Origin of the sequence: Streptomyces sp. CA-106110 (assembly GCF_050936285.1) — a bacterium.
Classification (GTDB): Bacteria; Actinomycetota; Actinomycetes; order Streptomycetales; family Streptomycetaceae; genus Streptomyces.
Window position 1 is genome coordinate 571,569 of record NZ_JBNJNB010000001.1, and the last position, 19,563, is coordinate 591,131.

The 19,563-nt window shown below is 68.3% G+C and carries 19 protein-coding genes and 3 pseudogenes; 13 read left to right on the plus strand and 9 right to left on the minus strand.

What is annotated here, in order from left to right; all coding sequences use genetic code 11:
- The first annotated feature begins 1 nt into the window (after position 1).
- From ACQEXA_RS02860 to ACQEXA_RS02870, 3 genes are all read left to right on the plus strand, one after another.
- Positions 2-346: a hypothetical protein gene (locus ACQEXA_RS02860; RefSeq protein ID WP_433134826.1), complete on the plus strand. Its 345-nt coding sequence runs from the start codon at positions 2-4 to the stop codon at positions 344-346.
- The gene (locus tag ACQEXA_RS02865; protein WP_433128463.1) at positions 319-2,214 is read left to right on the plus strand and encodes a zinc ribbon domain-containing protein; all 1,896 of its coding nucleotides are present in this window, start codon (positions 319-321) and stop codon (positions 2,212-2,214) included. The genes ACQEXA_RS02860 and ACQEXA_RS02865 overlap by 28 nt, the downstream gene beginning before the upstream one ends.
- An 882-nt stretch (positions 2,215-3,096) precedes the next feature.
- Positions 3,097-4,011, plus strand: coding sequence for an IS982 family transposase (locus ACQEXA_RS02870; RefSeq protein ID WP_359412734.1), 915 nt, complete (start codon positions 3,097-3,099; stop codon positions 4,009-4,011).
- A gap of 143 nt (positions 4,012-4,154) precedes the next feature.
- On the opposite strand, the gene ACQEXA_RS02875 is transcribed toward ACQEXA_RS02870, so the two are convergent.
- Together ACQEXA_RS02875 and ACQEXA_RS02880 are read right to left on the minus strand one after the other, a co-directional pair.
- A complete protein-coding gene (locus tag ACQEXA_RS02875) occupies positions 4,155-4,640 on the minus strand; it encodes a peroxiredoxin family protein (RefSeq protein ID WP_433128465.1) in 486 nt (161 codons plus the stop codon).
- A gap of 348 nt (positions 4,641-4,988) precedes the next feature.
- Positions 4,989-5,567: a TetR/AcrR family transcriptional regulator gene (locus ACQEXA_RS02880; protein ID WP_432937498.1), complete on the minus strand. Its 579-nt coding sequence runs from the start codon at positions 5,565-5,567 to the stop codon at positions 4,989-4,991.
- 91 nt (positions 5,568-5,658) lie between these two features.
- Here ACQEXA_RS02880 and ACQEXA_RS02885 point away from each other — a divergent pair, with 91 nt between their 5' ends.
- On the plus strand, positions 5,659-6,105 hold the full coding sequence (locus ACQEXA_RS02885; RefSeq protein WP_432937496.1) for a DUF1772 domain-containing protein: 447 nt from the start codon (positions 5,659-5,661) through the stop codon (positions 6,103-6,105).
- A 140-nt stretch (positions 6,106-6,245) separates the two neighbouring features.
- Here the strand turns inward: ACQEXA_RS02885 and ACQEXA_RS02890 are convergent, their stop codons facing one another.
- Positions 6,246-6,560, minus strand: coding sequence for a tyrosine-type recombinase/integrase (locus ACQEXA_RS02890; RefSeq protein WP_432937493.1), 315 nt, complete (start codon positions 6,558-6,560; stop codon positions 6,246-6,248).
- Positions 6,561-6,740: 180 nt separating this feature from the next.
- Between ACQEXA_RS02890 and ACQEXA_RS02895 the strand changes: the two genes are divergently transcribed.
- The 3 genes from ACQEXA_RS02895 to ACQEXA_RS02905 all read left to right on the plus strand — a co-directional run bounded on the left by ACQEXA_RS02895 (position 6,741) and on the right by ACQEXA_RS02905 (position 10,194).
- Positions 6,741-7,694, plus strand: coding sequence for a phosphotransferase family protein (locus ACQEXA_RS02895; RefSeq protein ID WP_433134432.1), 954 nt, complete (start codon positions 6,741-6,743; stop codon positions 7,692-7,694).
- Positions 7,695-8,169: 475 nt separating this feature from the next.
- Positions 8,170-8,934, plus strand: coding sequence for a DUF3592 domain-containing protein (locus ACQEXA_RS02900; protein WP_432937491.1), 765 nt, complete (start codon positions 8,170-8,172; stop codon positions 8,932-8,934).
- A 648-nt stretch (positions 8,935-9,582) separates the two neighbouring features.
- The gene (locus ACQEXA_RS02905) at positions 9,583-10,194 is read left to right on the plus strand and encodes a hypothetical protein (protein ID WP_432937486.1); all 612 of its coding nucleotides are present in this window, start codon (positions 9,583-9,585) and stop codon (positions 10,192-10,194) included.
- 281 nt (positions 10,195-10,475) lie between these two features.
- Here the strand turns inward: ACQEXA_RS02905 and ACQEXA_RS02910 are convergent.
- The 3 genes and pseudogenes from ACQEXA_RS02910 to ACQEXA_RS02920 all read right to left on the minus strand — a co-directional run.
- Positions 10,476-10,727: pseudogene (locus ACQEXA_RS02910) on the minus strand (transposase); the annotation flags it as partial.
- Positions 10,728-10,730: 3 nt separating this feature from the next.
- Positions 10,731-11,453: pseudogene (locus tag ACQEXA_RS02915) on the minus strand (ISAzo13-like element transposase-related protein); the annotation flags it as partial.
- A gap of 121 nt (positions 11,454-11,574) precedes the next feature.
- Complete coding sequence (locus tag ACQEXA_RS02920) at positions 11,575-12,429, minus strand: group II intron maturase-specific domain-containing protein (protein WP_433128467.1); 855 nt, start codon at positions 12,427-12,429, stop codon at positions 11,575-11,577.
- A gap of 71 nt (positions 12,430-12,500) precedes the next feature.
- On the opposite strand from ACQEXA_RS02920, the gene ACQEXA_RS02925 reads away from it, so the two are divergent.
- The 5 genes and pseudogenes from ACQEXA_RS02925 (at position 12,501) to ACQEXA_RS02945 (ending at position 15,541) form a co-directional block, all read left to right on the plus strand.
- Positions 12,501-12,878 (plus strand): hypothetical protein, encoded by a 378-nt coding sequence (locus ACQEXA_RS02925; RefSeq protein ID WP_359412606.1) that lies wholly within the window; start codon positions 12,501-12,503, stop codon positions 12,876-12,878.
- 11 nt (positions 12,879-12,889) lie between these two features.
- Positions 12,890-13,030, plus strand: a pseudogene (locus tag ACQEXA_RS02930) (DUF5372 family protein); the annotation flags it as partial.
- Positions 13,031-13,193: 163 nt separating this feature from the next.
- On the plus strand, positions 13,194-13,331 hold the full coding sequence (locus ACQEXA_RS02935) for a hypothetical protein (protein ID WP_433134827.1): 138 nt from the start codon (positions 13,194-13,196) through the stop codon (positions 13,329-13,331).
- A complete protein-coding gene (locus tag ACQEXA_RS02940; RefSeq protein WP_433128469.1) occupies positions 13,324-15,141 on the plus strand; it encodes a recombinase family protein in 1,818 nt (605 codons plus the stop codon). Before ACQEXA_RS02935 ends, ACQEXA_RS02940 begins: the two co-directional genes overlap by 8 nt.
- Positions 15,122-15,541, plus strand: coding sequence for a hypothetical protein (locus ACQEXA_RS02945; RefSeq protein ID WP_433128471.1), 420 nt, complete (start codon positions 15,122-15,124; stop codon positions 15,539-15,541). Before ACQEXA_RS02940 ends, ACQEXA_RS02945 begins: the two co-directional genes overlap by 20 nt.
- Positions 15,542-15,550: 9 nt before the next feature.
- Here ACQEXA_RS02945 and ACQEXA_RS02950 read toward each other — a convergent pair whose 3' ends face one another.
- From ACQEXA_RS02950 to ACQEXA_RS02960, 3 genes are all read right to left on the minus strand, one after another.
- The gene (locus ACQEXA_RS02950; protein ID WP_433128473.1) at positions 15,551-15,859 is read right to left on the minus strand and encodes a reverse transcriptase domain-containing protein; all 309 of its coding nucleotides are present in this window, start codon (positions 15,857-15,859) and stop codon (positions 15,551-15,553) included.
- 122 nt (positions 15,860-15,981) lie between these two features.
- Positions 15,982-16,989 (minus strand): IS3 family transposase, encoded by a 1,008-nt coding sequence (locus tag ACQEXA_RS02955; RefSeq protein ID WP_433128475.1) that lies wholly within the window; start codon positions 16,987-16,989, stop codon positions 15,982-15,984.
- Positions 16,990-17,006: 17 nt separating this feature from the next.
- Positions 17,007-17,390, minus strand: coding sequence for a hypothetical protein (locus tag ACQEXA_RS02960; RefSeq protein ID WP_433128476.1), 384 nt, complete (start codon positions 17,388-17,390; stop codon positions 17,007-17,009).
- Positions 17,391-17,553: 163 nt separating this feature from the next.
- Here ACQEXA_RS02960 and ACQEXA_RS02965 point away from each other — a divergent pair, with 163 nt between their 5' ends.
- Positions 17,554-18,600 carry an IS110 family transposase gene (locus tag ACQEXA_RS02965; RefSeq protein ID WP_432924671.1) on the plus strand — a complete coding sequence of 349 codons (1,047 nt, stop codon included), beginning with the start codon at positions 17,554-17,556 and terminating at the stop codon, positions 18,598-18,600.
- Positions 18,601-19,563 lie beyond the last annotated feature (963 nt).

Consider the following 19,563-nt stretch of genomic DNA (forward strand, 5'->3'; position numbering starts at 1 on the left):
GATGAAGGTCTCCACCGGTCGCGAGCGTGTCCGCCTGGAGGGCCTGTACGTGCGCGTGTCCGGCTCCCACGGGCAGGAATCCTCGCTTCAGGCGCAGGAGAAGGAGCTGCGGGCCACCTCCACCGGCGAGGACTTCGTTTCGCTGGTCACCACGTTCGCCGGCCGCCTGTACGGGATGCGGTCGGCCGAAAACCGGCGTCGCCTGCTGGCCGAGTCCGAGCAATGCCAGGCCGGTAGTCACCAGCGAGCCGGAAACCGCAGCTCGCCCACGGTGAGACCTCCCGCACCGCGTGCGCCCGCACCCTTGTGCGCACCGGCGTGGATGAGAAGACGGGCGAAGTCCTGACCCAGGCCGTGCTGGCCGAACGCATCGGCTGGTGCAGCGACCTGGTGGCGGGCATGGTGTCTGTCGTGCTCGCCGAGCGTTGGAACAGCCGTGATGTGAAGGTACTCGCCTCCGGCGTGGACGAGGTCGGTCGCAATCTGCCGTCGAACGCGTGGATGGCGCTGCGGCGTCTGGGCTGGAGTGCCGCCCCGCCCGAGGGCGTGAAGGTCAACGACCGGATCGTGCGCATGGCCCAGGAGCAGGCCGGGCGGGCGCTGCGCTCGGTGAAGTGGCGCGCCGATGTGGATTTGGGGATGCTGGCGACGTGGCCGGCCGATCCGAGCAAGCGCACCCCGAGAGAGTGGGATCAGGTTCGGGCGGCGATCTGTGGCGGGGAGCATCTGCCGTCCAGCATCATCAAGGCCCGCACCCGGCAGGCCGCCACATTCGCCAGGGCCAACGGCTGTCTGCCCGTGGACGTGTTCGAACTCGAAGGCACCCCGAAGATCCCCCGCATGCTGCTGCTCGCCGCGTGCGACGGGCAGCAGGCCACGATCGAACGCTCCGAAACCGACACCCGGCAGGCGCTGCTGCGCTTACAGTTGCCCACCCGCCCCGCCCCGGCCACCTACCGGGACTGGACGTGGGTGGCCTGCCCCATCGCTTTGCCGCCGACGGTCCCGGCATCGGCGGTGCTCCACCTTCCCACCCTCCGCCTCGCGGGTGACACCGTGCGCGCTGACCTGGCCTACACCCACGCCGTCCCCAAGGCCCACCGCACCGGTCATACGGTGGCGCTCGGCGTGGACTGGGGCCTGAACACGCTCCTCAGCGCAGGCACCGTGCAATTGAACGGCGACGGGCGGATCACCGCGCTCGGGGCCGGCGGCCAGTTCCGGGCCGCCGGTGTGCTCGCCAAGCAGCACCGCCTGCGCCGCCTCTCGGAGCGACTGCACACCAAGAGCAAGCACTATGAACGGCTGATCGCAGGCCACGACCACCAGCTTGCCCCCAAGCTCGACGTGCTGCGCAGCGAGATCCAGCACGTGTCCAACCGCCGGTCGAGCCTCAACGACGCGCTCGCATGGGCTGCCGCCAGGTGGGCCGTCGACCAGGCGATTGCCGCCCGAGCCACGGTGATCTATGTCGAGGATCTGCGGTCGATGGAAGCCGGGGGCATGGGCCGCACCCTGAACACCCGCCTGTCCCAGCAGGTCCGCGGACAGATCGCCGACCGCATGCGGCACCTTGCCACCGAGCAGGGCATCGCCGTGGTGACCGTTCCTGCCCGGAACACCTCCAAACTGTGCCCGCACTGCCTGACCCCGCTGCGGCACCGCAAGGCCCCCGACCGGCCCACCCTCACGGGATGGAAATGGGCCATCTGCCCCCACCAGGACTGCCGTTGGCAGGGCGACCGCGACCACGGTGCCTGGCGCCGTATCGCAGCCCGCGGCCTGGCCCACCAGGCCACGACCGTTACCGACCGCACCAGCGGCCACATGGCGATCCGGACGGTCCTCGACAACCTGGAAGCGAACTCCGTCCTCACACCGACTCCCAAGACCAGCCGGAAGGACCGGACCAAGACCGGCCCTACCCGGCCACGTTCCACACGCCCCGCGCCCAGGCGACGCAGGGCACCCTCCCCAGCACGGCTTCGCGGTCGTGTTGGCCAGCGTCCGGAGGGACACGCTCACACGGACCGGACCCGGCTGCCCCGCGCAGCCCACCGACACCAGGGCGTGAACACGATCAGCACACCCACCACCGGCCACCGGCCACGAGGGGCAGCACTCGGCGCGGGATTCCACCTCCACGCCCACGCCTCCCCACCACGGTGGGAAACGATCCCGGAAACTCAATCCAACCCAGGATCGCATAGCTAATCAGAGACGCTCGGGAGTTGTTCCGCCGCGCAGCGGAGGCCGGCGGGCGGTCAGAGCGTTGATCGACTACGCAGCCGCAGGTAGCAGCGGTGTGTGATCAGTCGTGGCTGAACTCGCGCCTCGCAGCCAGCCTCGCGGTCAGCTCTCTGGGTCCTCGACCATGCCCATGACGAAGGGGAACGACTCCAAGAACTCGTCGCGGTGCCGAGCGGGCACCGCACAACGCGACGGCCCCTGGCCGTATCGGGCGAATTCCAGGGGCCGTTCACCTGCGCGGTGGGTGTGGGATTTGAACTCACGGTGGCTCGCGCCACGACGGTTTTCAAGATCGTTCTTGGGTGGGCCGGCCCTTGACTTCCCCGCTTCCACGACACCGTGCCCGATGTCCGTCTCCTGTTTGGAGACGCCAGCCGGAGGAGCAAGGCATCCTCGCCAAGGACCGGCACCGGTTGGACGGTACCGGACTCGGCCCTGACGGACTGGACCGCCCTAACTCGCCGCTGCCGTACAGCAGCGAAGTACAGCAACCACCGCATCCGAAGGTGGCCGGCAACGGCCGTCGATGACCCCGCGACCAGCATCCTGGACCGCAATGACCATCCCGCCGAGAGTGCGGGACGAAGAGGTCGCATGCCACAGCCGTGCCAGATAAAGCGGTCAGCCACGGTCAACAGCAGCCGGCCTCAGCTGAGATGCGTCGGTGACCTGCGAGCTCTCCGGAGCCGCGGCCCGTCTCAGGGCAACCAGCGCAGCCGCCAACGACCAACAACGACGACGGGGGTGCAGCATTCCGCCGCACCCCCGTGGTGTGTCCGGCCGGCTAGATGATCGATTCCAAGGGATCGGCTGCGCGCACAAGGAGAGGGAGTCCAACGTCAGTGTGTGAAGACAGAGTTGGACTCCCTCGCCACGGCACTGTACGTGAAGACCGACGACCTGCTGAAGGACTCACCGCATCTCGCTCCGTGGCGGCCGCGTGTGGGGATCGCTCCGCGGCTGAGCGACGCCGAGCTGGTCACACTCGCGATGATGCAGGCCATGCTCGGCTTCACCTCGGAGGCCAAATGGCTTCGCCACGCCCGTTCCCACCTGGGACATCTCTTTCCGTACCTGCCCAAGCAGCCCGGCTACAACAAGCGCCTGCGCAAGGCCGCCGAGCTGCTGCGGCGGGTCACCCGGGTGCTGGCCACCGACACCTCGGTGTGGAGCGACGACGTGTGGATCGTGGATTCCACGCCGGTGGAGTGCGGACGCTCCCGCGAGACCGTCAAGCGCTCCGACCTGGCAGGGTGGGCCGAGTACGGGTACTGCGCCAGCCACAGCCGCTTCTTCTGGGGCCTGCGCCTGCACCTGGTGTGCACCCTGCAGGGCCTGCCCATCGCCTACGCGTTGACCGGGGCCAAGGCCGACGAACGCGAGACCCTGCTCGACCTCCTGGCCGCCGAGCCCGGCCTCGTTGCCGGTCGGCCCGGACAGACACTGATCGGCGACAAGAACTACTTCGGCCGCGACTTCGAGCAGCAGCTGGCCGAGCAATGCATCCGGCTGCTGCGGCCGGCCCGCAAAGGCGAACCGGAACGGCCCGGGGCGCCCCTGTTCAAGCCGCTGCGGCAGGTCATCGAGTCGGTCAACGAGAGCTTCAAAGGCCAGCTCGACCTCGAGCAGCACCGGGGGCGCACACCCCGCGGAGTCATCGCCCGCGTCATGCAGCGCATCCTCGCGCTGACCGCCGCGATCTGGCACAACGACCACACCGCCCAGCCCGTCCTACGCTCACTGACCGCCTACGACCACTAACCGCAGACCCCTTGGAATTGATCATCTAGACCCAGGTATCCAGCCACATCCGCGACCGCCATGAGTCGATCGGGATCGCCGTGCCCGTGTACAGGGGCCAGAAGTCGGCGGTACGCCGCCGAATCGACAGGAGTCGTCGTGGTTCAGCGGCGAGCGAGCGCCGCCAGTTCCTTGGTGATCGTCTCGCTGTCCTGGTAGGTCAGTCCGATGCGGGCAACGTGCTTCCAGCGGACCACGCCGTTGGCGTCCACGATGAACACCGAGCGCTTCAGGCCGAGACCGGGCATCTGGATCCCGTATGCCTTCACCACCGAGCGGTCGGTGTCGGCGAGAAGCGGGAAGCGCAGGTCGCGCTTGCGCGCGAAGCTCTCGTGGCTGTCGAGGTCACTGAAGTTGATTCCCCACACGGTCGCCCCGAGGTCGCGGAAGCGGTCAAGGTCGGAGTCGTACGAGCAGAGCTGCTTGGTTCAGACCGAGGAGCCGTCGCCGGGGTAGAAGGCAAGCACGACGGGGGTTCCCCGCTGCGCCGACAGGGAGTACTGGCTGCGCTCGGCGGTGCCGCCGTCGCCGAGCAGGACGCCCGGAAGCGTGAAGTCAGGGGCGGGGGCGCCGATCTCGGGCACTGGCATAGCGGGGTCCTTCCGTATGGGATGTGGCCCGCTGGCTGATTCTCGGGCCGATGGCTCCACTGTATAGAACGTTCTGTATCCCGAGAACCTTCTGCGTCGCCCACCCACTGTCGTCAAGAACACATCGTCGGCGGAATACGGCCCGGCACCGCCCGTGCTCGGTGCGTCCTAGGGCGCGCATCGGGTCGTGATCAATGAGCACCGCAGCTTCCGGGGCAGGCGCCCCGTCGGGGGTGCGGGGCCCAGCGATCTGCGGTTGTGCTGTGTGGGCGCGAGTGACCGGAAGCGATGCCGCAGGCAGGCGGCCGCGCCCGAGGTCCCCGGTTGCGTGCCCGTCGGGATGGTGTGTCAGAGCACGGCGAGGCGGTTCACCAGCAGTTCCACCCTCTGCTCGGTGTCCTCCGGCGGCAGCCGTCCCGCCCGGGTCAGGGTCGCGATCCCGTGCAGGGACGCCCAGAACACCTCGGTGAACAGCCCTGGGTGGACGCCGTCCCCGGCGACCTCGCCGAGGCACTCCAGCAGGGCGGCGAAGGCATCCTTGAGCGGTTCCGGGGTGTCCTCCTGTGCGTACGCCAGGCCGCCGTCGAGCTGGAACAGGGCGTCGTAGACTGCCGGGTTGCGCTCGGCGAAGTCGAGGTAGCCGCGGGCGAGGGCGGTGACCCGGGCGCGCGGACCGTCCGCGGCGGCGGTCGCGGCCCGCAGCGCCGCGGCCATCTCAGCAGCACCCTCGAGGGCGACGGCGCCGATGATCTCGCGCTTGCCGCGGAAGTGGCTGTAGAGGACGGGTTGGCTGTACTCGATGCGCTCGGCGAGCCGGCGTGTGGTGACCGCGTCCCAGCCCTGCTGCTCGGCGAGTTCGCGGGCCGTCGCCACGATGAGGCGCTCGCGGCCCGCCCGCTCTCGCTCCTTGCGTTCCTGTACCGACATGATTCGATCCTAGCATCGCTAGACAAGAGAGCGGCAGCAGTACTAGCGTTGCCTCGACAGCTAGCACCGCTAGATATCTGGAGGGGTCGTCATGCTCAACGCACTTGAGGTCGTCACCACCGTGGTCGTCGGCGTGATGGTGGGGGTGGAGTTCTCCGTCGCCTTCGTCATCAACCGGATCCTCGACGCCCTCCCCGGCGACACCGGCCAGCTCGGCCGAAGCCACGGCGGCCGGATGCTCGGCGCCGTGATGCCGTTCTGGTACATCGGCTCGGTCGTCCTCTGCGCGGTCTGGGCCGTCGCCGGCTGGCACCACGAAGGCACCGGCCTGGTCGTCACCGGCGCCGCGCTGCTGATCGTCAGCGTGATCATGTCGATCCTGCTGCTCGTCCCGATCAACAACCAGGGCAAGACGTGGACCCCCGAAAACCGGCCGGAGGACTGGAAGGAGCAGATGAACCGCTGGGACCGCTTCCACTACGTCCGCGTCGCCGTCATCATCGCCGCCTTCACCCTGCTGGTCGCCGCCCTCACCTGAGCTCGCGGGCCGACACCGCGCCGGTGGCGCACAATCCGGTTCGAATTCTGCCGGGGGCACAGCCAGAAGGGCCAGCTCAGGAGGGTTTTCCTCCCGGGCCGGCCCTTAGCCATTTCATGCGCCGTGCCACACGCGTGCCACTACGTGCCCTCGGGGCTCTCCTCGGAGGAGTCCGAAGGCGCTCCCCCACCACTCCGGATCATGGCGCCGAGACCATCAGCGATGGCCCGGTCACGGTCGCTGGTCATCTGCTGGTAGATCAGCGCGGCGCGTGAACTGCTGTACCCCATGCGGGCCATGACCTCTCGAGGGCTGGCCCCGGCGGTGGGGGCCAGCGTATCGCCCGTGTGCCGCAGGTCATGAAAGTGCAACTCGGCGGTGAAGCCAGCAGCCTTCCGGGCCGTGACCCAGTCGTCCTGAACCGCGGTGTCGTGGTCGACGTGCCGGGCATGCACGACTGCGGATGGGAATGGGCGAAGCTGGTCTTCGCGGGGATCGAGGTGACAGTCACTTCCGTGACCTGAGCAGCGAAGTTGCGGTGATCCGGACCCTGACGGGAGGCGAGGAACAGCGCTGATATCGCCTCCGACAAAAGGGCTTTGCGCGGGCCGCCGTCCGGATGGTGGGGTGGCACGGTGACAATCCACGATGAGGCGGGGGCCGTCCGACCGTTGACCCTGGCTTGGGTCGGCCAGCATCTGGACATTGGCGAACGGGTCGTCAAAACCGAGGCGCTGCACGGCGGCATCACCGCCGAAATGCGGCGGCTGACCATCGGCACGCGAGACGGAGGCACCCGCGACCTGGTGCTGCGGACCTTCGTCAACGTGGAGCACGCCGAGAACTGGCTGAACAGGGAGTCTGGCGCCCTGACCCTGCTCACGGGGACCGACGTGCCGGCTCCTGGACTGGTCGCGGTCGATCCGACCGCCGCGCATTGCGAGTATCCCTCGCTCCTTATGACACATCTGGCGGGCCGAACGGTCCTCGACGATGAGGGATTGGAGACGCGCGTCGCTCTGCTGGCCCGTCAACTCGTCGCGATCCACGCGTTGCGACCCGCCGAGCGGCCCCCAGGGTATGTGGCGTGGACGACCGCCGACACCGTCGTGACTCCGAAGGGTGCCGACGCGGCGGCATGGGCCGCGGCGATCGACGTGATCCGCAAGCCGGCGCCGCCCTATGAAGGGCGATTCCTGCATCGGGATTTCCACCCCGGCAACGTGCTGTTCGACGTGACGCCCCCAAGCCCGGCAGGTCCCTGGATCACCGGCGTCGTCGACTGGGCAGCGACCTCCTGGGGCCCGGCGGACCTTGATGTCGCGCACTGCTCCACCAATCTCGCGCTGCTGCACGGCACGGCGTGGGGTCTGCGGTTCGCAGAGGCGTATGAGGAGGCCGGCGGGGTGCTGGCAGCGGCCGCGAGCGAGCGGCTGTACTGGCAGGTGCTGGACGGGCTGGCGTTCTCAGGAGACGTGCAGTTGATCGCGCAGCCATGGCGGGAGGCAGGAAGGACAGAGCTGACGACGCGAGCCGTGGAGGAGCGGCTGGATACCTACGTCACCGCTCTGATGGACACGCTGGGCTGAGCCAAGGCGGTCCGGGGCGCGAACACGGCGGCGAACCGCCATTGCCCGTGCCTTACCTCGATTGGAACAGCGGCATCCCCCGCCGTGCCCCCCGTGATCTGTGACAGACCCCAGTAACAAGCCTTGGGTGTGGCGAAGTCGCATTTCCAGGCCGCTGATTCGAGGGCACCTGATGACGGCAACACCGGAGTACGTTGCCGTACCAGGAGGACCAACCGCGCAGCATTCGAAGCAGACGGGGAAGCCTCACCCCTGACCAGCAGATCGCGCGGATGATCTCACCGAGCCGTCCCGCGTCAGAGGCCTCCTCCGTTTCCGGGCTTCACCTGTGCCATTGCCCCAAGATCCCGTCCACAGCTCGTCCACGGACCCCTACCTACGGGCGCTTCGGACGGCATACGGCTGCACAAACACTTCTACCGCAACCAACGCGGCAGCCGGTGAGTCTCACCTCGTAACGGGTGTGGAGGCGCAGATGGATGAGCGCAAGTCCGTGCTGAGCGGCGGCCGGGATGAGTACGTCTCTCCCATTGGGTGGGGGACGCCGGCGGCCGTCGTGGCCATCGTGGTGTGGATGGCATTCGGGCCGCTTGGGCCGTTGTGGCTCTATGTTCTCGGCTGGGCGGTGGCGCTGGCTGCGGCGAACGGTGTCACCTGGCTGCTGGTACGCCGCCGGGACTGGGCTCTACCTGCACCGGGCCAACTCGTGGCGGGGCTGCTGCGGCTCGGTCCGGAATCGTGGCTGGTGGCCCCCTGCTGGGCCAAAGCCCGATTGGCCGCCGGGGGTTTCCTGATATTCGCCACCCTTGCCGGAGGCATGGGATGGAAGGCTGCTCAGGAGTACCAGATGCTGGCAAATCTCCGGGACCAGGGCCACAGGACCGATGCAACGGTAGTCGAGATCACCAGCCGGTCGGAGGAAGGATGGGCGACCGCCGTGACCGTGCGCTTTGGCACACCGTCCGGCCCCGTGCGCACTGATGTCGATGTCACGGTCAGCTCAGCAAGCGATGCGAAGCCAGGAACGCGCATACCCATCGTCTACAACCCGGCGCGGCCCACCCAGGTCCGCCACATTGCGTACCTCGACGGACGCGACGCCGACGGAATCCGACAGGGTTCGATCGTGACCGGGCTTCTCGCGGCAGGCTTCCTTGCGGGCACTGCCAGAGAGGTGGTGCGTACCAAGCAGCAAACGGAAGCAGGCAAGACGCAAGACACCCACCGCCCAAGGACCTAGTGCAGCATCAGGCATCCTGCGCCCCGTTGGAGTACCCAAGCGAATACACCCGCGTCGGCAGGTACACCGACAAAGAAGCCCGCTGGGAGACCGATGTCGTGGTCAGCCAACGGCGGAAAGGCCCAGTCCACGGCTGAGCCGAAAAGCATTGTCACCGTCATCGTCGCAACGAGGGCGGCCACAGCGGCGAGCCGAAGACGCTGCGCCGTGCGGGCCCTGCCGCGAATCGCCGGTCCACCGCAGGGGGCGCGGCGCGAAGGCGCACAACGGCATACAGCGCTGCGCTGTCGGCGCACACCGAGGACGAAGTTGGGGACGGCGCCGACTGCACCGGAACCGAACTGGTCGTCAATGGCGTCTCCAGCCGTGACCGAACGCTGATCATCCCCGAGAGCAGCGTCCTGGTGGAGAACACCAACGTCACCACCAAGGGCAGCGCCCGCGGCGAGGCCACTCGCGTCACCGACCTGCCCGCCGGCCCCGCCAACAAAATCGTCTGACCGACCTGCTCCATAGCTGAACCGATGCCCCGGATCCCCGACGGCCCCGGAGCGTCACCTACGCGGACCGGGCGTCCAGCGCCGCGGACACACTCGCGGACAAGGACGCCGCCGCCCTCGCGCGCAGCCGATACAAGTGAGGTTCGCATTGAGACGTCGCAGCGCCACCCGTCGTACCGCCACCGCCATAGCGGCCCTCTCCATCGCGGGTATCACCCTGCTCACCGGCTGCTCGTCCAGCGGTTCGGCGAACACACACCGGCCTCCCTCGCCATCCGTCACCACGATCTCCCCGACCAGCGCGGCAACCCCCCGCACGGCTGTTGCCCCCTCGCAGACCACCAAGCGCGGCCCCTCCTCGCCTGCCTCATCGTCCTCCTCCCCGACGTCCACCTCCGGCTGCCGGTCAATCACCGTGTCGCCCACGACCAAAGCCGAAGTGACAGCCGCGTACGGCCGCCAGAGCCGGCCTCAGCTCGTGCACATCAGGCCCCGTACCGGCACCTTCTACTACGGCAGCTGCGACGGCACCACCTACGCGGCCGCAATGTTCGTACCGACCGCCGGCGCCACCTACGCCGAGCAGGTGGCCAGTCAGGACGACGGTGCCGCGATGAAGTACTTCTCCCGCTCCGGCAACGGCAGCTGGACCCTCATCGCCAGTGACGGCCTCCCCCGCGACTCGCGCGGCTGTGCCGCCATCCCGCAGATCCCGGCACCTCTGGCCGCCCTCTGGGCCGACTGCCTGGCGGTTCCGTGACCAGGTGAACCTCGTCAGGCATCGGCAAGGAACACCGGCCCAGCACTGCTCGGAGCTGTACGACGACGTCATAAGAGATCCGAGACCTCTGACAGTGACGCCCATCTCGATTTCGGCGTCAGCGAGGAACAGTGGAACAGCGGCAGGAAGGAGCGCAATCGCCACACCTCCCGCGCCGGGTGCAGACCAGGACGTCTTTGTGCTGGATAACGGAGCGAGGGATGCCGACGCGGCGGGCGTCGCGGACGTTCTTCATCTGAAAGAAGGAGTGATGGGAGTGCCTCCTGCCCGAAGGCGGCGTCTGCGGCCACCCAGGCGACGGCGAGATCGGAGGCCAGGGCACGCAGTACGAGGCGCTTGGCCGGCTCTGCCCTGGTGGCGAAGTCGCGCACGTCGGGAACCTTCGCTGCTCGGCAGCGCTCGCGGTCGTCCGTCCAGGATCTGGGCAGGTACAGCCCCCGGTCCACCATCGCGCGGCCGGCAATGGAAGCCCAGGCGGCGAAGGCCCCGCTCTGACAGTTCTCAGTGCGGCCAGGGGCTTGTATCTGAATAACTGTCAGAGTTGATCTGCCTGATGGTCCTCGTCGGGAGTCAAGCGGGCTTGGATCTGTTCCAGGGTGCGGGCGGGTGATCCAGGCAGCGGTGTGACGATGACTCGGTGCAGGTCCAGGAGTCTGTGGCCGTCCTGGAACTGGTTGGACAGGTTGGTGCGGCCGACCCCCAGTAGCTGGGCCAGGAGGGTGCTGGTGATCGCCCTGCGTCGGCGTAAGAGCGCTGCCAGGAGGCGGTGGTAGTGGTCCAGGCTGCTGGTCTGCTGGGTGGAGGTAACTGCGCGGACGGTGGAAGCGTCGCTGGAAGGCCGCCTCGGCCAGGGCGTCCCAGTACGGCTCGGAGACTGCCACCAGGCGTTCGAAGTCGGACCGCGGCATGCCGGTCAGGGCCGGATTGCTGAGCATCGTGGTCAGGTCGGGGTCGATCCGCCGGGCGGTCGCCGGCGTCTGTGGCGTTCGGGGCGGGACTGGCGCCAGGGTGTAGTTCCAGTCGCCGTGGAACGCGTCGGGCGTGATTGGCAGGGCCTGGAACTCGGCGGCGGTCACCGTAGTGCCCAGGCGGTAGCTGCCGGTGTCCAGCTCGGCGTCGATGGTCAGCCCGGTGCGTGTGGTCGTCGCGGCGATGGTTTCGATGACGACCTGGTAGCTGGTCAGTGGTCGGCCGCGCCAGTTCGCGGTGATGTGGCAGAACATTCGGTGGTGAAGTCGGCCCAGAGCGCGGTCTCGTCTTTCGATCGAGCCGTTTCTCTGGGCCGCTTCCCGCACCCGGCGTGCCGCTCTCACGGCACCGGGCGCTCCACAAGTCCCGTCAGGTTGTTGGTGATTGCCCTCATCCGGATGGCCAGGGAGAAGGGATGGCTGATCCTCGGTATCGGTAACGCGTGGTGCGTACCTTGCCGGGATCGAACAGCGTCCGTTCCTCCCCTGCTGGCCACCACCCCCCGCCGCAGTAGCGGCGGCGGAGGTCCCTCCGGTTGATCCGGTGGTGCTTGCGGCGCAGCCACTTCATGACCTGGCCCCACGTGTACGAGCTCAGGTACTGGAAGGTCGCGCTGGACACTCCGGGGCGGAAGTACATGCACCAGCCGAACAGCATCTTGTTGATCTGGATGAGCAGTTCGTCCAGTGGCAGGCCGGTGGCCGTTCCGCGGCGGATCGCCTTGACCTTGTCCATCGCGGCCTTGAGGGCCTTGCGCGAGGGATAGGTGTAGACGTAGCAGCGGCTGGACCCCCGTTTGCGGTGGCGCTGGATGTGCCACCCGAGGAAATCCAGTCCCTCGTCGATATGGGTGATCAGGGTCTTCTCCACGGACAGGCGAAGGCCCATCGTGGACAACACCTCCGCGATCTCTTCGCGCAGAGCTTCGGCGTCGTCCTTGGTGCCGTGGACCATCAGGCACCAGTCATCCGCGTACCTGGACAGCCGGTAGTTGGGGTGACCTTGACGACGCCGCTTGGCCCGCGCCCAGGGCGTAGACCCCGGGCCTCCCGGCGACTGGGCGATGTACTCGTCCAGGACCGACAGAGCCACGTTGCTCATCAACGGCGAGAGAATCGAACCCTGCGGGGTCCCGGCGGTGGTCTCCCGAAGCACACGGTCCTCGCCGAGGATGCCCGACTTCAAGAACGCCTTCACCAAGGCCAGAACGCGTTTGTCTCCGACGCGCTTACGCACCCGATCCATCAGAGCGGAGTGCGAGATCTCGTCGAACGAAGCCCGGACTTACTACCCGCATCGAGGACCTCGCGGCCGCGTTGCGCGCTGGGGCCGCGGGGTTGTACTGCGCGGTGGCGGCCGTCGAGTTGCTGATTGGCCAGGAACGGTGGCTGCGCCGCGACGACTTCATCGCGGACTTCGTCGAGATCGTCCCTGCTGCGGACGGGACGCCGATGGCGTTCGTCGACTGGTCGCGGGTGGCAGCCTGTCTGAAGCGCGGGCGGCTGGCCTGCTCCACCGGCGAGGGCCAGGTGCTGCGGCTGTGCGCGAGCCTGGTCGAGGGCGTCCCCGTTGACCTGGGCACCGTGTTGACCAGCGTGGACGCACCCACCGTGGTACTGGTGGCCCGCGCCGTGCTGCGCGCCGGCGGCTGTGCGGAGGTCGCTCTGCCCTTGCGAGACGGTGGTGCGCGGTGAGGTCCGTGCAGGTGGTCAGGGACCACCACCCGCTCAAGGGCCGCAGCCTTCAGGTACTCGGCCAGATGCACTGCCGGGGACGGCTGGAGCTGCTGCTGGTCCTGCCGGACGGGAGCAAGTCGCTCATCCCGGCCGCCTGGACTGACTTCCCTCAGGACAGGGAAGAAGCCACCGGCGCCGGAGACGATCGCATCAGGCAACTTGCCTCGTCGGTCAAGCTGTTGGAGGCGCACGGGCTGGTTTCCTCGCTTCTCGCCCGGGCGATCGCTGGGCGGGAGCAGGCTGCACGGCAGTCACCGTGCAAGGAGGACGACCGTGCAGCCTGTCCAACTCAGTCTGCTCCCCGAGCAGGTATCCCCGCCGCAGAACCAGCTGCAAGAGGCCGTCACCCAGCTGGCCCATCTCATCGCCAAGATGACCGCCGCACGCCGAACGGAGGCTGACGATGAGTGAGCACAGTAAAGTCACCGCGTCCCATCGGCAAAGAGCGGCGATCGTCTACGTGCGCCAGTCCACTCTGCTTCAGTTGGAACGCAACAGGGAGTCCACGGCCCGCCAGTACGATCTGGGCCAGCGTGCGGTGGCGCTCGGGTGGTCCCGTGCGCAGGTCAGCGTCGTCGATGAGGACCAGGGCATCTCCGGCGCCAGTGCCCTGGGGCGGTCCGGGTTCGCCGGGCTGGCCGCCCGGGTCGGCCTGGGCCAGGTCGGGATCATCCTCGCGCTCGAGGTGAGCCGGCTGGCCCGCAATAATGCGGACTGGTACCGGCTGCTCGACCTCGCGGCGATGACCGACACGCTGGTCGCCGACGCGGACGGCGTCTACCACCCGCGCCGGTTCGACGACCGCCTCGTGCTGGGCATGAAGGGGACCATGGCCGAAGCTGAGCTGCACATTCTGCGGGCCCGCCTCGACGGCGGGGTGCGCAACAAGGCCGCCCGCGGGGAACTGCGACGCGGCCTTCCCGTCGGTCTGGTCTGGGGCGAAGCCGATGGCGAGATCCTCTTCCATCCCGACGAGGCCGTGGTCGGCGTGATCCGCGCGGTCTTCGAACACTTCGCCGCCTGCGGCTCAGCGCGCGGGGTGTGGCTGTGGTTGCGCGAGCAGGGCCTGAAGTGGCCGCTGCAGCCGACCGGGTACGTCAACGGCACCGAGATCGTCTGGGTCGAGCCGACCTACCACGCGGTGCACAACACGCTCACCCACCCCGCCTACGCCGGTGCCTACGTCTACGGCCGCACCCGCTTCGAACGCCGCCTCGACACCGACGGCACCGTGCGCACCCACCGCCGCGTCCTGCCCCGCGACCAGTGGCAGGTCCTGATCGAGGACCACCACGAGGGCTTCATCACCTGGGAGGACTACCTGGCCAACCAGGAGAAAATCAGTGCAAACACCCGCCCGCGGCGTCACGAGCCCGGCACCGGCGCGGTCCGTGAGGGGTGCGCGCTGCTGCAGGGCCTGGCCGTCTGCGGCATCTGCGGGCGCAAACTCGCCGTCTTCTACCAGGGCCCTGCCAAGGCCACCCCCGGCTACTACTGCACCGGATCCGGACAGCTGGTCGACGGCCGCGGCACGCGCCACCTGCAGGTCGGCGGGCAGGCCATCGACGCCGCGGTGGCCGCCGCGTTCCTGGCCGCGCTCACCCCCGCCGCCCTGGAAGCCTGCCTCAAGGCTGCCGACCAACTCGAAGCCGACCACGACACGGCGCTTGCCCAATACCGGCGCGAGGTCGAGCGCGCCCGCTACGACGCCTTGCGCGCCGAGCGCCGCTACCGAGCCGTCGACCCGGACAACCGCCTGGTCGCCCGCGGCCTGGAGGCCGACTGGGAGAAGACGCTCACGGCCCTGGCCGCCGCCGAGGCCGAGCTCGCCCGCCGCGATCGCCGCCAGCCCACCGCCCTCACCGCGGCCGAGCGCGCCACGGTGCTCGCCCTCGCCGACGACCTCCACCCGGTCTGGACCGCCGAGACCACCACCGACAAGGACCGCAAGCAGCTGCTGCACCCTGCTCGAGGACGTCACCCTCACCGTCCACCGCGACGACTCCGACCCGCGCGCCGAGGCAGTCATGCGCTGGAAAGGCGGCGCGATCAGCAAACTGGTGGTGCCGATCCGCCGACCGCAGCCGAAGATCCGCACCGACGAGGACACCGTCGACCTCATCCGCCGCCTGGCGGTGCACTACCCGGACGCCCAGATCGCCGGGATCCTCAACCGCCAAGGTCGGCGCACCGCCCGGGGATTGTCATACACGGCCAGTAGAGTCCAATCACTACGGCACCACTGGGGCATCCCCTGCCACACCAAGAGCGACAAGCCGCAGGAAGGAGAGCTGGTCACCGTGGCCCAGGCCGCCGACCGACTCGGTCTCGCGCCCTCCACCCTGCATCGCTGGCTGGGCGACGGCTTCATCGCCGGCGAGCAGGACACCCCCGGCGCCCCCTGGCGCATCCGCCTCACCGACGAACTCCGTGCCCTATTCGTCGAGGACGCCCCCGACGGCTGGCTCGCCATGCTCGAGGCCACCCTCGCCTACGGCGTCTCCCGCCAGACCCTGTTGCAGCGTGTCAAGCACGGCGAACTGAAGGCCGTCCACGTCCGCACCGGACGCAGAAAAGGCCTGCGTATCGAGCCCCCGACCCCTCAGAACAGCCTGTTCTGACCCCCACAATCAGCACAAGGAGCAGTGTGACGATGCATCAAAGAACCCCTGGATGTCGATGTCGACCGTCCAGTCGGTCCTCCAGCACCGTTCCCGGCAAGCCGCGACCGCGTCCAGCGCGCTTCGGCGGGGCCGGTATCCATAGGAATCCGGATGGAACAGCGGTTCCACCTCCGGTTCCAGGACCATGGCCGCCGCTGTCTGCGCGATTCTCTCCGCGACTGTCGGCACTCCGAGAACTCTGACCTTGCCTGCTCCCCCGGGCTTGGGGATCTCCACCATCCGCACCGGCGGCGGGAAGTAGCTGCCCGACGACATCCGATTCCACAGTTTGTAGAGGTTGCCCTGCAGGTCAGCCTCGAACTGCTCGATCGACTCGCCGTCGACCCCGGCCGCTCCCCGGTTCGGAAGATTTCAAGTCCAGTGAGACGGTCGTGGCGCTATGAGGTTTGTGATGCGGGTTCCCTGCGCTTGGCCGGGTCGTTGATCCACGCCTTCTGGGGTATCTGGGGTGGTCGGGGGCGGCGGCCGAAGCGTTCGGGGTGGCGCGTGTATGCCTCGGCGAGGGTGACGGCTCGCTGGTCGCGGACCTCCTCGGCGGTGCCGAAGTGCACGCTGGCGGGCGTGTGAAAGCCGATCCCCGAATGCCGGTGCTCATGGTTGTAGTACGCGATGAACGCGTCGAACCACTCGCGGACATGGGCCAGCGAATCGAACCGCTCGGGGTAGTCGGACATGTACTTCGTGGTCTTGAAGTGGGCTTCGCTGTAGGGGTTGTCGTTGGAGGTCTTCGGCCGCGAGTGCGACCGTGTGACGCCGAGGTCGATCAGCAACTGCGAGACCTTCTTGGAGGTCATCGACGTGCCGCGGTCGGCGTGCACGGTCTCGGGCACGATGCCGTTGCGGGTGATGGTCTCGCGGATCAACTCCTCAGCCCGCGCCGCTGATTCGGCCGCCTCGACGGTATGGCCGACGATGTAGCGGCTGAAGATGTCGATGATGACGTAGGCGTGATACCAGACACCCTTGGCCGGTCCGGCTGCCTTGGTGATGTCCCAGGTGAACACCTGCGAGGGCCCGGTGGCCACCAGCTCGGGCACCGTCTTCGCCGGGTGGGTGGCCTGACGGCGGCGTTCGCCGGACTGCCCCTTCTCACGCAGGATTCGGTACATCGTGGAGATGGAGCAGTGGTAGCGCCCGGCATCCAGCTCGCGCGCCCAGATCTGCGCGGGCGGAAGCTCGGCGTACTCGACGCTGTTCATCAGCTCCAGTACCGCACCCCGTTCTTGTGCCGTCAGGGCCGAGGGCTGGACCTGCCGCTTGCGGGACCTGCGCGGTGGCGGGGGACGGAGCCGGCGGTAGTGGGTGGCCCTGGAGCGGCCGGTCAGCCGGCAGGCGGCCGTGATGCCCAGCTTGCCCTCGATGCCGGCGAACGCGTCGTCGACCACCGGGTCGGCGGCGGCCCTCAGTCCGCGCCCTCGGAGATCATTTCCAAGAGCGCGGAAGCTTTTCCCATGACCTCCAGCGCGGCCTTGTTCCGGGCCAGTTCCTTCTCCAGCCGTTCCACCTGTCGGCGCAGCTTCTCGTTCTCCGCCTCGGCGGCGGACTTCTTCGGCCTCGCCGGGCTGGTGCGCTTGTCGACTAGCTTCTCCAGCGCCCCGGCATCCCGCGCGGCCCGCCATTCCTTGACGTGCGAGTGGTACAGACGCTCGCGGCGCAGGATCGCACCCTTCTCGTTCTTGGGCGCGGCGTCGTACTCGGCCACGATCCGCAGCTTGTACTCAGGACTGAAGGAACGGCGCCTCGGCCGGGGAGCCGGATCGGACTCGGCGGGATTGGTGCTGGTCATGAGGGGGTGGTTCTCCTGTCGTGCCCTCTCAGGCTAACCCGACGAAGCGGGACGTCTCACCCAAGGCTGATGCGATGAAGGAGCGGGGCCTCCCGCTCCGGCCGGGTGCGGACGATGCTCGGTCCAGGAGAAGAATCAACCGTCCACAGGCAGGAGGCCCCCGATGGACCGTAAGCAAGCCTACGGCGGACCCCAGGTCGTGGGTATGGACCTGCATGCCCGTCGCTCGGTGCTGCTGCGCATGACCCCGGAGGGGCAGCGGCTGGGCCGGGTACGGATCGACAACAGTCCCGCCGCGCTGAAGGCAGAGATGGCCAAGGCAGGCCCGCACCCGAAAGTGGTGCTGGAGGCCACCTACGGCTGGTACTGGGCCGCCGACGCCCTGGCGGAGGCCGGGGCCGAGGTCCATCTCGCGCATCCGCTCGGAGTCAAGATGTTCACCTACCGGCGGGTCAAGACCGATGACAAGGACGCGGCCGACCTGGCCGACCTGCTGCGCATGGGGCGCCTGCCCGAGGCATGGATCGCCCCGCCCCGCGTCCGCGAGATACGGGAGCTGGTGCGCTACCGCCAGAAGCTGGTCAACGCGCGCACCTCGGCGAAGACGCAGGTCCACGCGGTCCTCGCCAAGGTCTGCCTGCACGTGCCGGTGACCGATCTGTTCGGCCGGGCCGGCGGCGACTGGCTGGCAGGGCTCTCGCTGCACGGCCCCTACCGGGCGCGGGTCGCTTCGCTGATGAGGCTGATCACCTTCCTCAACGGAGAGATCAGCGACATCGAGAAGCTCACCGCGCAGTCACTCGCCGGTGATCCCGGCTACCGCGCGGTGCAGACGATTCCCGGGGTCGGCCCGATCTTCGCCGCCGTGATGGTCGCCGAGATCGGCGACGTCACCCGCTTCGCCAGTCCCGGACAGCTGTGTTCCTGGGCCGGGTTGACCCCGCGTCACCGCGCCTCGGACACCAAGATCCACCGAGGACCGATCACCAAACAGGGCTCGCCGCTGCTGCGCTGGGCCTGTGTGGAAGCGGTCCAGCGATGCTCCGCCGACACTCCGATGAGGCGGCTGAAGGACCGCATCACCCAACGCCGCGGCTCCGGCGCCCGCAACACCGCCAAGACCGCCGCGGCCCGCAAGCTGCTCACCCTGGTCTTCTACGCCCTGCGCGACGGCGAAGTCCGCTGCCTGGCCAAGACTGCCACGGCGTGAGCAGGCCGGAACACGGCCGGCGCGCGATCGTTCTCTGTCTGGCTCCCGCCGCGGCGGCGTGGCCGTTAGTCTGATCAGATCCCGTTGGCCGTCGCGAAACGCCCCATGCAGAGGCCCGTCCAGCCCACCGACTGGACGCGTGCCCGCGAAGGGATGACCGGCAGCCGAGCCTGCCCACCACGTGACCACACCGTTGGGGCGAGACACACAACTTCACACCCCTGCTCCTGGCACGGACGACCCTGGCGTCGTGCGGCGCTTCACGCTGCCCTCAACCGGTCGAAGACCGACAGAAAGACGGACAAGACAGCCACTTGACCGACCCCGCTCCTTCAGGGATGACAGAGAGGGGTTCGCCTTGACCCTGAGATACGCCTCCCAGACCACACGCTTCGAGATCTCAAACGGCTTTGGCCCGCTCATCCGGCTCCTCCCGGGAACTCCGGTTGACCGCCAAACAGACCTGGATGATCCGTCCCCTTCGCTCCACCCGCATTACCGGGCTTCCTCACTACTACGAGACGGTCTGCCCCCGTGCCCCGCATCGGTACTCGGCCCCTTGCGGTGTCGGCCGCTTGGGGATCTCCCTCTCGCCGCCGGCCCCGCGGGCCGGCAGCAGTATCGGGGCGACAGGTTCTCACGTTCCGTGCAAGAGCCCGGGTCAGGCTCGCGCCGCCTACATGCCGGACGCCATCCGGGCAGTCAGCAGGCTCCCCCCGGACTTGTCCCAGAGCCCTGGTCTCGCCCTGGTTTCGACGCCACTGAAATCTGTTACGACACGTCATCAGCGGTTCGCTCCCGCTCGCCTTCCTGACCCATACCTGACGCGGTCGTTGCCGCGCCTTTTCCCGCAGCGCTCACTACGAACGGCACTTAACCGACGCAGCCTGCGGTCGAGTAGCCGGGGGGAATTTCACCCCCCGGCCCTCACAGATCCCGGCGTGACAGTCTCCCGTCACCGGG

Excerpts from the sequence above, each read along its gene's own strand:
- ACQEXA_RS02860 (WP_433134826.1), top strand. The coding sequence starts at position 2 with ATGAAGGTCTCCACCGGTCGCGAGCGTGTCCGCCTGGAGGGCCTGTAC.
- ACQEXA_RS02880 (WP_432937498.1), bottom strand. The coding sequence starts at position 5,567 with ATGTCGGTACAGGAACGCAAGGAGCGAGAGCGGGCGGGCCGCGAGCGC.
- ACQEXA_RS02885 (WP_432937496.1), top strand. The coding sequence starts at position 5,659 with ATGCTCAACGCACTTGAGGTCGTCACCACCGTGGTCGTCGGCGTGATG.
- ACQEXA_RS02900 (WP_432937491.1), top strand. The coding sequence starts at position 8,170 with ATGGATGAGCGCAAGTCCGTGCTGAGCGGCGGCCGGGATGAGTACGTC.
- ACQEXA_RS02920 (WP_433128467.1), bottom strand. The coding sequence starts at position 12,429 with ATGGATCGGGTGCGTAAGCGCGTCGGAGACAAACGCGTTCTGGCCTTG.
- ACQEXA_RS02940 (WP_433128469.1), top strand. The coding sequence starts at position 13,324 with ATGAGTGAGCACAGTAAAGTCACCGCGTCCCATCGGCAAAGAGCGGCG.
- ACQEXA_RS02950 (WP_433128473.1), bottom strand. The coding sequence starts at position 15,859 with ATGTCGTCGGGCAGCTACTTCCCGCCGCCGGTGCGGATGGTGGAGATC.
- ACQEXA_RS02960 (WP_433128476.1), bottom strand. The coding sequence starts at position 17,390 with ATGACCAGCACCAATCCCGCCGAGTCCGATCCGGCTCCCCGGCCGAGG.
- ACQEXA_RS02965 (WP_432924671.1), top strand. The coding sequence starts at position 17,554 with ATGGACCGTAAGCAAGCCTACGGCGGACCCCAGGTCGTGGGTATGGAC.